The sequence below is a fragment of the Streptomyces sp. NPDC000983 genome (assembly GCF_040299205.1).
Lineage (GTDB): Bacteria > Actinomycetota > Actinomycetes > Streptomycetales > Streptomycetaceae > Streptomyces.
In genome coordinates this window covers 25,758-39,915 of record NZ_JBEPBM010000036.1, presented here as the reverse complement: position 1 = coordinate 39,915, position 14,158 = coordinate 25,758, and the positions used below count along the sequence as shown (strand labels likewise).

Here is a 14,158-nt window from a genome sequence, read left to right as displayed (position 1 = left end):
AGCCGCACCCACCTGCAAAGGCTCAAAATATGCAGTTCAGAGCCATGGCCTGCCCTCACGCAGTCGAGGATGCCGGAGTTGTGGACCCTTGCACGGGCCCTTGACAAAGGAAAAGCCTCACTCCATCTTCTTGGGAGCGCTCCCAAATGAAAGCCTCCCGCACTCGCCAACGTGGCGGCCCATTCCTGTCTCACCGCCGCTGGAGAAGCACATCATGAGCATCGATCCGCAGCCTGCCGACTCCGGCCTGCCCCTGCCCACGCTCAACATTCCCGGCCTGCCGGCCGACTTCGTCTGGGGCGTGGCAACTTCGGCCTACCAGATCGAAGGTGCCGTTGACGCCGACGGGCGCACGCCGTCGATCTGGGACACCTTCAGCCGCACCCCTGGTGCGATCGCCAACGGCGACCACGGCAACACGGCGTGCGACCACTACCACCGGATGCCCGACGACGTCCGGCTGATCGCCGATCTGGGCCTGGACGCCTATCGATTCTCGCTGTCCTGGCCCCGCGTCCAGCCCGGCGGACGAGGGCCGGCCAACGGCAAGGGCCTCGACTTCTACGACCGCCTGGTGGACGAGTTGCTCGCCCGCGGCATCACCCCCTGGGCGACGCTCTACCACTGGGACCTGCCACAGGCACTGGAGGATGCCGGAGGCTGGCCCGAGCGCGACACCGCCCACCGCTTCGCCGACTACGCGGAACTCGCGGCGGGAAGGCTCGGTGACCGGGTGCAGCACTGGATCACTCTCAACGAGCCCTTCTGCTCCGCCATACTCGGCTACCACGTCGGCTGCCACGCACCGGGCCGCCAGGACTTCCGGGCGGCCATCCGCGCCGTGCACCATCTGCACCTCGGACACGGCCTGGCCGTCCGGCGCATCCGCTCGGTGGTGCCCACGCCCGCACAGGTCGGCATCACCTTCAACCCGGCCCAGGTCTATCCGGCCTCCACCGAGCCCGCCGATCTCGACGCCACCCGCCATGCGGACGGAATGGGCGCACGCATCTACCTAGACCCGGTCCTGCGTGGGGAGTATCCGCAGGACGTGGTTGAGGATCTGGCCCGGCTCGGTGCGAGCCTGCCGGTCGAGGCCGGGGACCTGGACACCATCGCCCAGCCCCTGGACTTCCTGGGGATCAACTACTACTTCAGCGATGTCGTGGCGGCAGGTGACGGTCCGGGCCGGCCGGTCACGGTCCCCCGGCCCGACCGGCCGGTGACCGCCATGCCCTGGGAGATCCACCCGCAGGGCATGACCGACCTGCTCACCCGCATCAGCCGCGATTACCCCGGCATCCCGCTCTACATCACGGAGAACGGCGCGGCCTTCGACGACAGCGTGCATGCCGCCGATGCCGACGGCAGCATCCAGGACATCGACCGCACCGCCTACCTGGCCGACCACCTCACCGCGGTGGGCCGGGCCCGCGAAGCCGGCGCGGACGTACGGGGCTTCTTCGCCTGGTCCCTGATGGACAACTTCGAGTGGGCCTACGGCTACGACAAGCGCTTCGGCATCGTGCACGTCGACTACGAGACCCAGCGCCGCACCCCCAAGCAGAGCGCCCTGTGGCTCCGCGACGCCGCAGGTGCGACCCGCAGCCGATAGGAGGTCGGCCGCCACCCTCGCACGTCCTGGAGACCCCTGTTCGACGTAGCGAAATCCAACTCGCCATCTGATGCACGTCTTCCACACTGCGCAGCGATATGTCTTCTAGCCATGACGATGCGACTCCAGGCGGGACCCTCGCCCGGAGTCGAGTGGAAGCGCTTCCAAATTTTCGGGACAAAGCCTGAGGAGGCTTCCCATGTCCATCGCAAAAACCACAAGAAGGACCCTGATACGCCTGGGGACCGTGGCAGTGGCCGGATCTCTGCTCGTCGCCTGCGGATCCGGCTCGACCGATTCGCAGGGCGCCAACGGCGAAGTCACACTCACCGTCGACCTGTTCGGCACGTTCGGCTACAAGGAAGCCGGGCTCTACAAGGAGTACGAGAAGCTCCACCCGAACATCACCATCAAGCAGACCGATACCCAGGAAGAGGGCAGCTACTGGAACGCGCTCCAGACCCGCCTCGCCGGTGGCGGGGGCCTCGCCGACGTCCAGGCCGTGGAGGTCGGACGGATCGCCTCGGTGGCACAGCAGCAGAGCGACAAGTTCGAGGACCTGAGCCAATACGGGGCGGCGAAGCTCAAGGGCAACTTCACCGACGCCAAGTGGGGTGCCGCGACCACCAGGAGTGGCCAGGTCATGGGCCTGGGTACGGATACCGGCCCCGGCGCCATCTGCTACCGCACGGACCTGCTCAAGAAGGCCGGACTGCCCACCGACCGCGTGGAACTCGCCGAGAAGTGGTCCACCTGGGACGGCTACCTGGACCTCGGCGAGCAGTACATGAGGAATGCCCCCGCCAAGAGCGCCTGGATCGACAGCGTCCGCAGCATCTACACCAACGTCGCCGGCCAGTACGAGGAGCGCTACTACGACGCCTCCGGCGAGCTCATCTACGACAGCAGTCCGGCCGTCAAGGAGGCCTGGGACCTGTCCCTCGCGGCCGAGAAGGCGGGCCTGAGCGCGGAGCTGGCCCAGTGGACGGCGCCCTGGAACCAGGCCTTCGCACAGGGTTCCTTCGCCACCCTGCCGTGCCCGGCGTGGATGCTCGGCTACATCAAGGGCCAGGCAGGTGACGCCGGCAAGGGCAAGTGGGACGTGGCCGAGATGCCCGGCCGCGCGGGCAACTGGGGCGGGGCGTACCTGTCCATCCCCAAGGCGGCCCAGCACAAGAAGGAGGCCTACGAGCTCATCGAGTGGCTGACCGCCCCCGAGCAGCAGGCCAAGCTGTTCAACAAGATCGGGAACTTCCCCTCCAGCGTGCCCGCCATCGCGGCGGTCGCGGACACGAAGGACCCCTACTTCTCGAACGCCCCCATCGGCAAGATCTTCGGTGACGCCGCCAAGGAGGCGCCGGTGCAGGTGCTCGGTGTCCACGACATGGACATCCAGGAGCAGTTCGCCGCAGCGCTGTTCGAGGTGGAGAAGAAGGGCACCTCGCCGGACACGGCCTGGGAACACGCCGAGAAGGGCATCGACAACGCCATCGGCTGACCAGGGCCGGGGGCCGGTCTTCCCCCGCCCCAGCCCGGTCCCCGGCTCCTCCCCGTCCGGCGCCTCGCCCGTTCCGCGCGGTCAAGCCGCAACTGGCAGCCGCCCTGCGCCCCCTGCCCCGCTCACCCGTCTCATCACCCATCTGAAGGGCCGCCCCGTGACCCTCACCGCCCCGGCGCCGCCCACTGCCGCGCCGCGCAGACCGCACCATCACCCTGGGCGCCGTACCTGGCGCACCCTGTCGCCGTACACCTACGTCGCCCCGTTCTTCGTGTTGTTCGGAGCCTTCGGGCTGTTTCCCCTGGTCTACACCGCATTCATCTCGCTGTACCGGATCGAGCTGCAGACCCCCGGTGACATGGAATGGCGCGGCTTCGGCAACTACACCGCCATCTTCACGGACCCGTTCTTCTGGGGCGCGCTGCGCAACACCTTCACCCTCGGGGTGCTCTCCACCGTCCCTCAGCTCCTGATCGCTCTGGGCCTTGCCCACCTGCTCAACTACAAGCTGCGCGGTCGCACCTTCTTCCGAACCATGATGCTGATGCCGTACGCCACCTCCGTGGCCGCCGCGACACTGGTCTTCGCCCAGCTCTTCGGACACGACTTCGGCCTGATCAACTACGTCATCGGGCTGATCGGTGTGGGTCCGGTGGACTGGCAGACGGGGACCCTCACTTCCCAGATCGCCATCTCCTGCATCGTCGTCTGGCGCTGGACCGGCTACAACGCGCTGATCTTCCTGGCCGGCATGCAGTCCATTCCCAGCGACCTGTACGAGGCCGCCGAAATGGACGGCGCCTCCCGCTGGCGGCAGTTCCTGCACGTCACACTGCCGGGGTTGCGCCCCACCATCGTCTTCTCGGTGATCATGTCGACCATCGGCGCCACCCAACTCTTCGGCGAACCACTGCTGTTCGAGGGCAGCCCCGGCGGCGGCGTCTCGCACCAGTACCAGACGCTCGGCCTGTACATGTACGAACAGGGCTGGTCCTTCTACCACCTGGGGCGGGCAGCGGCCATCGCCTGGGTGATGTTCCTGCTCATCCTGGTGCTCGTCGGGGTCAACACCCTGATCGCGCGCCGCCGCACCGCCAAGGAGGCCGGCCAGTGACCACCTTCACCGATCCCGAAACCGCGCGCTCCGCACCACCGGTCGGGCAGACCGGCACCCGCCCCCACCGGCGGCGCCGGGCAGGACGCACCATGAACGGCGGACGCCTCACGTACGCGTTCCTGATCCTGGCCGTGCTGGTCTCGGCCTTCCCCTTCTACTACACGATCGTCGCAGCCAGCCGGTCCAACGCCGACATCGCGAAAGTCCCGCCGAACCTCCTGCCCGGGCCGAACCTTCTGCACAACTTCCAACTGGCCCTGGAACAGGCCGACATCGGCAAGGCGCTGGTCAACTCCCTGATCGTGTCCAGCTCCGTCACCGTCGGGACCGTCCTGTGTTCCACCCTCGCCGGTTTCGCCTTCGCCAAGCTTCGTTTCAAGGGCCGTAACGCGCTGCTCGCATTCACCGTGGGCACCATGATGATCCCGCCGCAGCTCGGCGTGATCCCACTGTTCATGGTGATCGCACAGCTGGAGTGGGCCAATCAGCTGCAGGCGGTGATCCTGCCCAGCCTCGTCTCCGCCTTCGGAGTGTTCTTCATGCGGCAGTACATCGCGCAGTCACTGCCCGACGAACTCATCGAGGCCGCCCGCGTCGACGGCGCCTCCACCGCTCGGATCTTCTGGACGATCGTGGTGCCCATCGCGCGTCCCGCGATGGCGGTCCTCGCGCTCCTCACGTTCATGACAGCCTGGAACGACTTCTTCTGGCCGATCATCGCGCTCTCCTCCCAGGAGCCCACCGTGCAGGTGGCACTGCGCCAGCTCGGCGGCGGCTACGTCCAGGACCAGTCCGTCGTCATGGCGGGAACCCTGCTCGGCACCCTCCCCGTCCTGGTCGTCTTCGGCCTGCTCGGCAGGCAGATCGTCGGCGGCATCATGCAGGGAGCCGTCAAGGGATGAGCGGATCCCCGGTGGGCCGAACGGACAGCCATCCGGCCTGGAGCCTCTCCCCCGGCGATCGCCCATGAACGGTGGTGCGCGGCCCGCCTTCCGGCAGGCAACCGGAGTTCCCTCCCCGCCCCGGCCCCCGACGGCCAACGGTTGCCGACCGCGCACCATTCACCCTGTTCACCTGCCTGCGCCTTCTCGCCCCGGCCGCCCGTCTTCCGGAAGGCGCGTTGGGCGCTGTCAGGTACTGGAGCGCTTCACCAGATGGGTGGGCAGGATCAGCGGGCTGGGGTTCCGACCGGCGATGACGCCGACGAGCATCCGGGCCATCTCACGCCCCAGATCCCGTATGGGCTGATGAATGGTGGTCAGTGCGGGATCGGCGATCTGCGCGACGGCGAGGTCGTCGAACCCCACCACGGCCACTTGCTCAGGCACCGCACGGCCGGCTGCCCGCAGCGCGCGCAACGCGCCCACCGCCATGTTGTCGTTGGCCGCGAACACCCCGTCCAGATCCGGATGCTTCTCCAGCAGCCGGGTCATGGCGGCGGCTCCGGAAGCCTCGGTGAAATCGCCTTCCTCGGGCGGGAGGGGCGTCAGACCGGCAAGCAGCATGGCCTCCCGATAGCCGCGATGCCGGGATCCGCCGACCTCGGTGTCCAGTGGGCCGCAGATCGTGACCACCCGGGTCCGCCGACGCGACAGCAGGTGATCGGTCGCGTCCCGGGCGCCGCCGACATTGTCCATGTCGACGTACCAGCGTGGTTCGAAGTCCACTGGGCGCCCACCGAACACCACCGGAAGCTGGGTCTCCTTGACAAGCCGCGTCAAGGGATCGTCCTCGTGCACCGCCACCAGCATCACGCCGTCCACGACACGGGAGCGCACCAGCTGCTTCACCCGCTCCCGGCCACGCGTCGTGGCAGCCACACACAGCATCATGTGCAGGTCAGCGTCCTCCAAGGCACTGGCCACTCCTGCGATGACCTGCGCGAAGAACGGGTCGGTCAAGACCTCCGGATCCTCCTGCGAGATGATCAGCGCGGCCGCACCCGCCTGACGCGTGGCCAGGGCGCGTGCCTTCGGGTTGGGGACGTAGCCGAGTTTCCTGATCGCGCGCTCGACAGACTCACGTTTGGCCCGGCTGACATGGGGGGCGTTGTTGATCACCCTGGAAGCCACCGATCGCGAAACGCCGGCCAGCGCAGCCACCTCGTCCAGCGTCGCGTGCCGACTCGGCAGTTCCTCAGTCATGGATGCGGGCCTTCCCTAGCTGAAGTAATTGGAAGCCCTTCCATTGTGACCTGTGGGCGCGGCGAACCATGACGTGGGTGATCTCGGCCGCAGACATGGCCCAGGGGGCGACCCCCAGCCGCAGGACCTCAAGATGCGGCCGGCTTTGCTGGATGTGCCTGTGGGTGGTCAGGGGGGTGGCGTGGACGAGGAATGCCTCGTGAATGTCGTCGCGGCGCTCCGCCGAAGGCCGTCCGGCGAAAGTCGTGGAGCCGAACCATGGCGCGCTCCATCACCCGACGGCGTCGGCCGCGGGCAACGGACGGGCCCTCCTCACGACCAGGACGACCTCGCCCACACGGAACGCCGGCGGGGCCTGCGCTCCACCGGGCGTCTCCCCCGGCTGACCGCCGCACCCGAACGTCAAACGCGCGACGCCGCTGCCGTGGCACGAGGCCGCCCGTCGCCCTCTGCCGGGAGCGCCAGGCCCGTCCGGGCGGCCGTGCGCGACAGGCACCACGATGTGGGCCAGACTCGAAGGAAGACAGATCGCCGGCCGATCCAGTCGAAGGGGCCTGACCGTGCATGACGTGCCGTTGTGGCTGTGGATTGTGTTCGTCGCCCTTGTGCTGGTGTCGCTGCTGATCGACCTGCTGGCACATCGACAGGCCCATGTGATCGGCTTCCGTGAAGCCGCAGCATGGAGTTGCGTGTGGGTGGGACTCGCTGTCGTCTTCGGACTCGTGGTGTTCCTGGTCGTCGGAACAACCGCCGGTGTCGAGTACACAACAGCCTGGCTGCTGGAGAAGAGTCTGTCGGTCGACAACCTCTTCGTCTTCGCGTTGATCTTCGGCTACTTCAAAGTGCCCCGCGCCTACCAGCACCGCGTGCTGTTCCTCGGCGTCCTGGGTGCCCTGGTCTTCCGCGGCATCTTTCTCGCCGCCGGCGTGGCGGTGGTCAGCCGCTTCACCGCCGTCCTGTTCGTCTTCGCCGCCATCCTCTTCTACAGCGCCTACAAGATCCTCAAGGAGGAGGACGACAGCTTCGACCCGGGCCAGAGCATCGCCGTCAGACTGCTCCGCAAGATCGTTCCGGTGCGGGACGAGTACGCGGGCACCCACTTCTTCGTCAAGGAGGCCGGCCGACGCGTCGCAACGCCGCTGCTGGCCGTCGTCGCAGCCATCGAGGCCGCCGACCTCGTATTCGCCGTCGACAGCGTCCCTGCCGTCCTCGCCGTGAGCAACGACACCTTCATCGTCTACACCAGCAACGCCTTCGCCATCCTCGGTCTGCGCGCCCTGTACTTCCTGCTCGCCGGGCTGCTCGACCGCTTCCACTACCTCAGCAAAGGCCTGGCCCTCATCCTCGCCTTCATCGGGGTCAAGCTCGTCCTCCAGGCGGCCCACGAGACAATCAGCACCGCCGTGCCCGAGATCCCCTCGCTCGTCAGCCTGGCCGTCATCGCAACGATCCTCGCCGCGTCGATCGCACTCAGCCTTCTACGCCCCCCGCCCGAGCACGGGAAGTCTCCCGCAGCCGGACCCGGCAAGTCCGACCGGCTCCCGCCGTCCGACCCGCCCAGCACCTCTGAACCCCTGTGATTCACCAGGCCCACCGGGAAGTCTCGGCAGACTCAGCCCGCCCGGCCGGACAACACCAAGATGGATTCAAAAACGGGCAAAACGGGCGTAAAGTTCTCGCCATGAACACTCAGCAGCAACCCCACGCGTCCACCCCGCCCGGACACACCTGCCACTCCTGCAAGCAGCCGGTGGACGCCGTGGTGGAACGCCACAAGACCATGGGGGTCTACGTCCCTCGCTGGACCGCCGGCCCCTGCCACAATCCGCACTGCGACCAATGCGTACCGGAACGCGTGCCGGTCAGCTCAGTCCGCGGCGCCGTCTGGGAACGAGTCACCGGCTGGACTCCGCACTGACCCGCACACGGCGCCTGACCTCAGAGTTCCCGCTCCTGTGTCATCCCACGGCGACGTATGGGCGCATCGCCCGCCTCCGTCAGCCCGAGACCTGACGGTCGCACCGAATGTTGTCATGCCACGTCGTCCGTAACGTCCTCGATGCGCCGCGCGAGGCTGCGACGCACCCCTCTCAACGGCCGCCTCGCAGTCCGCGTGCGCGAAGACCACTTCCCAGGTGTTCTGCCACGGGAGGCTGTGGACGGGCGGGCCAGGTCTCGGCTCAGGGATCTTGAAGAGATGCGACCCGGACACACCGGAACCCCGCCCGAACTTGATCTTGGCCTGCTGAGTGCCTGACGCCGTCCGGGATCTCGGCGATGACGGTCGGCTATGCCCTCGACATCTCAGTCTCCAAGATCCCCGACCTCGTCACCCGTGATCAGCCCAGCATCTCCTCGTGGCGTCCCACAGCGGCCGCATCGGGTACGACGAGCAGCTTGCCGGTGGTACGCCGAGCCTCCAGATCCCTGTGGGCCTGTGCGGCCTCGGACAATGCATAGCGGCCCGTCACGGTGACCTCAAGCGCCTTGGAACGCACCCACTCGAACACATCGGCGGCCCGTCGAAGCAGTTCGGACCGATCGGCGATGAAGTCCCCGAGACTGGGCCGGATCAGGGTCAGCGAACCGCCGTGGGCGAGCCGAATCGGATCAAACGGCGGCACGGCACCACTTGCCGCGCCGAAGAGCACAAGATGGCCGCGGGTTCGCAGGCTGGCGAGGCTCGCATCGAAGGTGTGCGCGCCAACGCTGTCGAAGACAACCGGCAGTCCCTGACCGCCGTTGAACCACCTCACCTCGGCCGCGAGATCGTCGACCGCGGAGGAAAGAATCACCTCAGCCGCCCCGGCGCGCTTCGCCAGCTCGGCCTTCTCCGTGGTCGACGTCGTGCCGATCACCCTGCCGCCGAGATGGGTGATGAGCTGGGTCAAAAGCAGCCGTTACTGAGAGCCTCAGTGACTCTCAGTATTCCGGGTCTTTCGGCCTGGAAGGTCCGTCACATTGCCGAAGCGTCGGGGGCTTGGGTTTGAGGACGGTCTCTCGTTTCCGTCTGTCGCTGGTGCGGCAGGGTTGCGCCACCGGCCCGCCCCGCCTCCGCCTTGCGGCGGGGGCGGGTGGTGCGGGTCTTGTGGTCGGCTCCACGAGGCTTCGACGCCACCGGGGTGGTGTCCTGGTTTCCGGCCACTCCGGTACCAGTTGCTGCGGTTGCTGCGGTTGCTGCGAGGGCGGCGAGGGTGCGTGCGGCGTTGGGGTCCCGGTCGATGACCAGGCCGCAGGCGTCACACTGGTAGGTCCGGATGTGCAGCGGCAGTTTGGCTTTCACCGCGCCGCAGCCGGAACAGGTCTTGGAGGAGGGGTACCAGCGGCTCGCGGCCAGGATGCGGCAGCCGTTGCGCCGGATCTTGTAGGCGAGCTGGCGGCGGATCTCCCCGAACCCGGCGTCGGCGATCCGGCGGGCAAGCCGCCGGTTGCGGAGCATCCCGGCGACGTTGAGGTCCTCCACGACGACGGTGCCGTACTGGCCGGCCACGGCGGTGGTGAGCTTGTGCAGGGCATCGGCAGGAGGTTCGCCACCCGGTGATGGACCCTATTCCGCTGAGCGTTGGCCTTCTCCCACCGCTTGGACGGCTTCTGCCCCGTCCTACGGTCGGGACCCCGGCGGAGGGAGACGACACGGGAGGCGCGGCGCAGCTGCTTCAGCGCAGCGTCCAAGTGCCTCGGATTGGCCACTTCGCGGATCTCTCCGGTGCTGTCGGCCATCACGGCGAGGGTCTTCACGCCGAGGTCGATCCCGACCGCCACATCGGGCCGGGCGACGCGCACCAGGTCGCGCTTCACCTCGACCTGGAAGGAGACGAACCAGCGTCCGCGTGTCTGCCGGACGGTCGCAGACAGGATGCGAGCCGTTCCGTCCTGCACACGGGCGAGGAGCCCCGCGGTGGGCTCGTGGGTGCGGATCGTGCCGAGGCGGGGCAGGGTGATGTGCCGGCCGTCGGTGTCGACGCGGATCGTGCCGGTGGTGAACCGGCACGACAGGCGCGCCCTGTGTTTCGACTTGAACCGCGGCATGCCCATGCGGGCACCCTTGCGCCTGCCGTTCTTCGACTTCGCGTAGTTGTCGAACGCGGCCGCAGCGTTCGCCAGGCCGGTGGAATACGCCTCCTTGGAGTTCTCCTCCCACCAGGCGGCGAACCTCGGATCGGTCTGCTTGGCGGCATTGAATGCCTTGCGCAGCGCGGGCAGCGACCACGACCGCCACTCCGTCAACTCCGACCCGGCAATGCCATACGACTCCTCGGCCTTGCGCTGCCACCACGACGCCTCGACCCAGCCGACCGCCCAGTTGTACGCGGCGCGCGCTGCCCCGCAATGCGAACGCAAGCCCCCTTCCTGCCCAGCGTTCGCATCCAGTGCGAACCGGTACGCCTGCACCACGAACCCCGACTGCGGCCGGAACTTCTTCACCCGGCGTCCTCACCGGTCACCACAGCCACTGCACGGGCCGCCCGGCTCTTCGCCGCCCGCCGCCCGTACAGCCGCGCGCACATCGAGGTGAGCACCTCGGTGATGTCCCGCACCAGGTCATCGTCGGTGGTCTCGGCGGGGTCGAGGACGACCAGCCGCCGCCCGGACGCCGACAGGACCGCCTCAAGATGCTCGACACCGAATTGGGCCAGTCGGCCACGATGCTCGACCACGATCACCGCCGCCTTCGGGTCGGACAGCACCCGGTGCAGCTTGCGCCGCCGCCCGTCCAGCCCCGAACCGACCTGGGTCACGACCTCGGCGACCGGCAGACCGAGCCCAGTGGCTCCCTGAACCACCCGCGCAACCTGCCGGTCAAGGTCAGCTCTCTGCTCCGCCGACGAGACCCGGCAATACGCCACCACCCTCCCGGACGGCTCCACAGTGGGCTCGTCGACCAGCCACATCCCGGACGGCGTTTGACGGACCGGGACCGGCATACGGCCCACGACATCGACTACGTCCTGCACGTCGCTTCCCCCGTCCACACCGGGAAGGTGAGGGACGACAACGAGGTTGTCGCCCCGGCGCGTGAGGGCACCTTGCGGGTCCTGCGGGCAGCCCGCGACGCCGGCGCCCGGCGCACCGTGGTGACCTCTGCCTTCCACGCCGTCGGGTTCGGGCACGGCCGCATCGATCACGTCTTCACCGAGGACGACTGGTCGCCCCTGAACGGTCCCGGCGTCGACGCCTACGGCCGCAGCAAGATCCTCGCCGAAAGGGCAGCCTGGGAGTTCAACCGCACCGAGCCAGGCCGAACCGAGCTGACCACCATCTGCCCCGTGGCAGTCATGGGCCCCGTGCTGGGCACCGGGGTCTCCGGTGCGAACCACATCGTCCAGCGCATTCTCAACGGCGAGATGCCCGGTTACCCGAACATGTACATCCCGGTGGTCGACGTCCGCGACGTCGCGACCGCCCACATCTCGGCCATGACCGCACCCGAAGCGGCCGGCGAGCGCTTCCTCGTCACCAGCGGCGAGCCCGCCATCTCGATGAAGGACATAGGCGGCATCCTCCGGGTCCGGTTCGGCGAAGCGGCCAGGCACGTCCCCACCCGCACCATCCCCAACACAGTCGTCCGGCTCGCCGCACTGTTCAGGCCCGAGTTCAAACCCGTCGCCGCGGACCTCGGCTACATCAAACGTGTATCGAACGAGAGGACAGCCACGCTCCTGGGACTCAAGCCCCGGACCACCCAAGAAGCCATCATCGCCTCCGCCGAAAGCATGATCACGAAGTCACTCGTCACGATATGACCGCCCCCACCTCGGGGCCACGTCACCACCACCCCTGCCAGGGTGGCGCATTGCTGGCTGGTGTACTGGCGCCGTGGTCCGAGGGAAAGATCACCGGCCGGGTGGGGGCGACGCTGTCGGCAGGCCGCCGCGAGAGCGTCGGCGACCAGATCGGTTCGTAGGTGATAGGCCGTCGCCCAGTCGATCACCTGGCGGGAGGCACTGTCGGTGACGGTAGCCAGATGGAGCCATCCCTCCGTGGGGACATAGGGGTTGCCACCGCACCAGCGGGTGTCGACTCCGGCCGAGTCGGGAGCGAAGTCGCGGACGACGAGGTCGGGCGGGGACGAGGCCCGCGGGTCGGGGATCGTCGTCAGGTGCCGTCGTCTGCGGTGCCGCGATTGACTGACCAGCAACAGCTGGCTGGTCACCAGCATCGTCTGCGCGATCCTCATCCGCCTGATCCTCGCGCAGGGCTCGCAACGACTGTGAGCACCGCCAGGCGGCCGCGGCTTCCGTGCCCGGATCCCGGGCCGTTCCAAGGGCCGGTTCAAGGGAGCAGCATGCCCCCGTGAACCGGTCCTTCGTCGTGTGCTCCGGGCAGGGAATCAGTTGCGGGTGATCTTCACCGTCGCCTCAGCCGAGGAGGCGGCGTGCCAGGGGTCGCCGCCGTACGTCACGACGTAGCGGACCTCGCCGGCCTTGGCCGGGGCATCCGTAGCCGTGAAGGTGCCGTCGGCCGCCACCGGTACGGCGCCCAGGGAGACGCCTTCAGGGTGGGTGGCATCGTGACGTGTGACCGTGACCGTGGTGCCGGGAGCGATTCCGGGGGTCAGCGTGCCGGTGAGGGTCAGGGTCCGGCCCTTCCTGCTGCTCGCCGGCGCGGTGAGGGCGAGCACCGTCTGCACCGTGGTGTCGACCGGGAGGGAGTGGAACCGGAGCCCCATGACCCCGCTCTCCCCCGTCACGGCGAAGAGCCGGCTGCCGTCCGGCGCCCAGGCCAGGCCCCGGACCACCGGGCTCTGCGTGGCGGCGCCCAGTTCGACCGCGGTGAGCGGAGCCGGGGCAGACGGAGCGTACAAGGAAACGTCCGGTATGTCGGCGCTGGTGTTCTGGGCGCCCCCCGCCACCGTACCGTCGGGTCCGGCGGCGACGGCCAGGGGTGAGGCCGGGGCCGTATGCGTCGCCACGTCCGAGAGATCGTCGAGGCGGAAGGCCCGGTACCCCGGCGAGATCAGGGCGGCGGTCAGGATCGTACGGCCGTCCGGTGTCACGTCGATGTCCCGCAGACCGTTCATCTCGGTCCCGGACAGCACCCGCCGCTGAGCCATCACGGGCAAGCCGCTGCTCACGTCGTACACCGTGAGGGTGTTGCGGTTGGGGTCACCGGTGCCGACCACCAGCAGGTTCGGGTCGGCGGGGGAAGTGACGAGCTCCGCCCCGAAGTCCAGCGAACTGTCCAGCCCCAGTTCGACGACCGGCTCGGGGCCGCGCAGGTCGATCGAGCCGAGGTCCCCGCTGACGCCGTAGCCGAACCACAGCTTCCCACCGGCGACCGCCACACCCAACGGAGCTGTGCCGTCCCCGACGTGGTAGCGCCCGGTCTCCGCCAGCGTCGCGGTGTCGTACGCCACGATGGTGTCGATGTCCCGCGCGGCCACGTACAGGGTCTGGTTGTCGGGCGAGAGCGCCAGCCCGCTGGCCCCCGGCAGGCCGCCCAGCCACGTGCTCTTCCCGTTGTAGTCCGTCACCACTACCCGGCCGTCGGCTCCGGCCGGCATGCTGAGGAAGATCTTCTGATGACTCCCGTCGACCTTCATGTCGGCGAGCTGGTACAGCGGCAACGACACACCCGTCGCCGCGTACGCCGGCGTGGCCCCCGGGATCCCCAGCAGTACCGAACCGAGCGCCGCAGCGAACGTGGCACCCAGCGTGCGTCTGGATCTGCGCACGGCAGAACCCCCCTCTGTGTCCTGTGAGTTCGCACCGGCAGCCCCCTCGACCGGCCGGCGGAGACGACGCACAACGCCGCCGTCGATCATTCTGCGCCGTGATGCACGA

Annotated in this window: 11 protein-coding genes and 2 pseudogenes; 7 read left to right on the top strand and 6 right to left on the bottom strand. The window is 68.3% G+C overall.

Annotated elements, in window-relative coordinates:
- Window positions 1-214: 214 nt before the first annotated feature.
- From ABT296_RS30655 to ABT296_RS30640, 4 genes are all read left to right on the top strand, one after another.
- The gene (locus ABT296_RS30655; protein WP_351931962.1) at window positions 215-1,615 is read left to right on the top strand and encodes a GH1 family beta-glucosidase; all 1,401 of its coding nucleotides are present in this window, start codon (window positions 215-217) and stop codon (window positions 1,613-1,615) included.
- A gap of 199 nt (window positions 1,616-1,814) precedes the next feature.
- Window positions 1,815-3,113, top strand: a complete 1,299-nt coding sequence (locus tag ABT296_RS30650; RefSeq protein WP_351931960.1) for an ABC transporter substrate-binding protein — start codon at window positions 1,815-1,817, stop codon at window positions 3,111-3,113.
- 157 nt (window positions 3,114-3,270) lie between these two features.
- A complete protein-coding gene (locus ABT296_RS30645; RefSeq protein WP_351931958.1) occupies window positions 3,271-4,227 on the top strand; it encodes a carbohydrate ABC transporter permease in 957 nt (318 codons plus the stop codon).
- The gene (locus tag ABT296_RS30640) at window positions 4,224-5,132 is read left to right on the top strand and encodes a carbohydrate ABC transporter permease (protein ID WP_502977365.1); all 909 of its coding nucleotides are present in this window, start codon (window positions 4,224-4,226) and stop codon (window positions 5,130-5,132) included. The genes ABT296_RS30645 and ABT296_RS30640 overlap by 4 nt, the downstream gene beginning before the upstream one ends.
- A gap of 228 nt (window positions 5,133-5,360) precedes the next feature.
- On the opposite strand, the gene ABT296_RS30635 is transcribed toward ABT296_RS30640, so the two are convergent.
- Window positions 5,361-6,374: a LacI family DNA-binding transcriptional regulator gene (locus ABT296_RS30635; protein WP_351931956.1), complete on the bottom strand. Its 1,014-nt coding sequence runs from the start codon at window positions 6,372-6,374 to the stop codon at window positions 5,361-5,363.
- A gap of 560 nt (window positions 6,375-6,934) precedes the next feature.
- On the opposite strand from ABT296_RS30635, the gene ABT296_RS30630 reads away from it, so the two are divergent.
- Both ABT296_RS30630 and ABT296_RS30625 read left to right on the top strand, forming a co-directional pair.
- Window positions 6,935-7,954, top strand: a complete 1,020-nt coding sequence (locus ABT296_RS30630) for a TerC family protein (RefSeq protein WP_351931954.1) — start codon at window positions 6,935-6,937, stop codon at window positions 7,952-7,954.
- Window positions 7,955-8,055: 101 nt separating this feature from the next.
- Window positions 8,056-8,292, top strand: coding sequence for a hypothetical protein (locus tag ABT296_RS30625; protein WP_351931952.1), 237 nt, complete (start codon window positions 8,056-8,058; stop codon window positions 8,290-8,292).
- Between the two features lie 421 nt (window positions 8,293-8,713).
- On the opposite strand, the gene ABT296_RS30620 is transcribed toward ABT296_RS30625, so the two are convergent.
- From ABT296_RS30620 to ABT296_RS30605, 4 genes and pseudogenes are all read right to left on the bottom strand, one after another.
- Window positions 8,714-9,265 carry a zinc-binding dehydrogenase gene (locus ABT296_RS30620; RefSeq protein ID WP_351931950.1) on the bottom strand — a complete coding sequence of 184 codons (552 nt, stop codon included), beginning with the start codon at window positions 9,263-9,265 and terminating at the stop codon, window positions 8,714-8,716.
- 65 nt (window positions 9,266-9,330) lie between these two features.
- A complete protein-coding gene (locus ABT296_RS30615; RefSeq protein ID WP_351931948.1) occupies window positions 9,331-9,837 on the bottom strand; it encodes an RNA-guided endonuclease InsQ/TnpB family protein in 507 nt (168 codons plus the stop codon).
- A gap of 122 nt (window positions 9,838-9,959) precedes the next feature.
- Window positions 9,960-10,766: pseudogene (locus ABT296_RS30610) on the bottom strand (transposase); the annotation flags it as partial.
- A gap of 29 nt (window positions 10,767-10,795) precedes the next feature.
- Window positions 10,796-11,305, bottom strand: a pseudogene (locus ABT296_RS30605) (IS607 family transposase); the annotation flags it as partial.
- A 51-nt stretch (window positions 11,306-11,356) separates the two neighbouring features.
- On the opposite strand from ABT296_RS30605, the gene ABT296_RS30600 reads away from it, so the two are divergent.
- Window positions 11,357-12,118 (top strand): NAD-dependent epimerase/dehydratase family protein, encoded by a 762-nt coding sequence (locus ABT296_RS30600; protein ID WP_351931946.1) that lies wholly within the window; start codon window positions 11,357-11,359, stop codon window positions 12,116-12,118.
- Window positions 12,119-12,705: 587 nt separating this feature from the next.
- On the opposite strand, the gene ABT296_RS30595 is transcribed toward ABT296_RS30600, so the two are convergent.
- Window positions 12,706-14,049, bottom strand: coding sequence for a WD40 repeat domain-containing protein (locus ABT296_RS30595; RefSeq protein ID WP_351931944.1), 1,344 nt, complete (start codon window positions 14,047-14,049; stop codon window positions 12,706-12,708).
- Between the last annotated feature and the right edge of the window lie 109 nt (window positions 14,050-14,158).

What these genes read in the sequence shown, in the direction of transcription:
- ABT296_RS30655 (WP_351931962.1), top strand. Translation starts at nt 215, where the DNA reads ATGAGCATCGATCCGCAGCCTGCCGACTCCGGCCTGCCCCTGCCCACG.
- ABT296_RS30650 (WP_351931960.1), top strand. Translation starts at nt 1,815, where the DNA reads ATGTCCATCGCAAAAACCACAAGAAGGACCCTGATACGCCTGGGGACC.
- ABT296_RS30635 (WP_351931956.1), bottom strand. Translation starts at nt 6,374, where the DNA reads ATGACTGAGGAACTGCCGAGTCGGCACGCGACGCTGGACGAGGTGGCT.
- ABT296_RS30625 (WP_351931952.1), top strand. Translation starts at nt 8,056, where the DNA reads ATGAACACTCAGCAGCAACCCCACGCGTCCACCCCGCCCGGACACACC.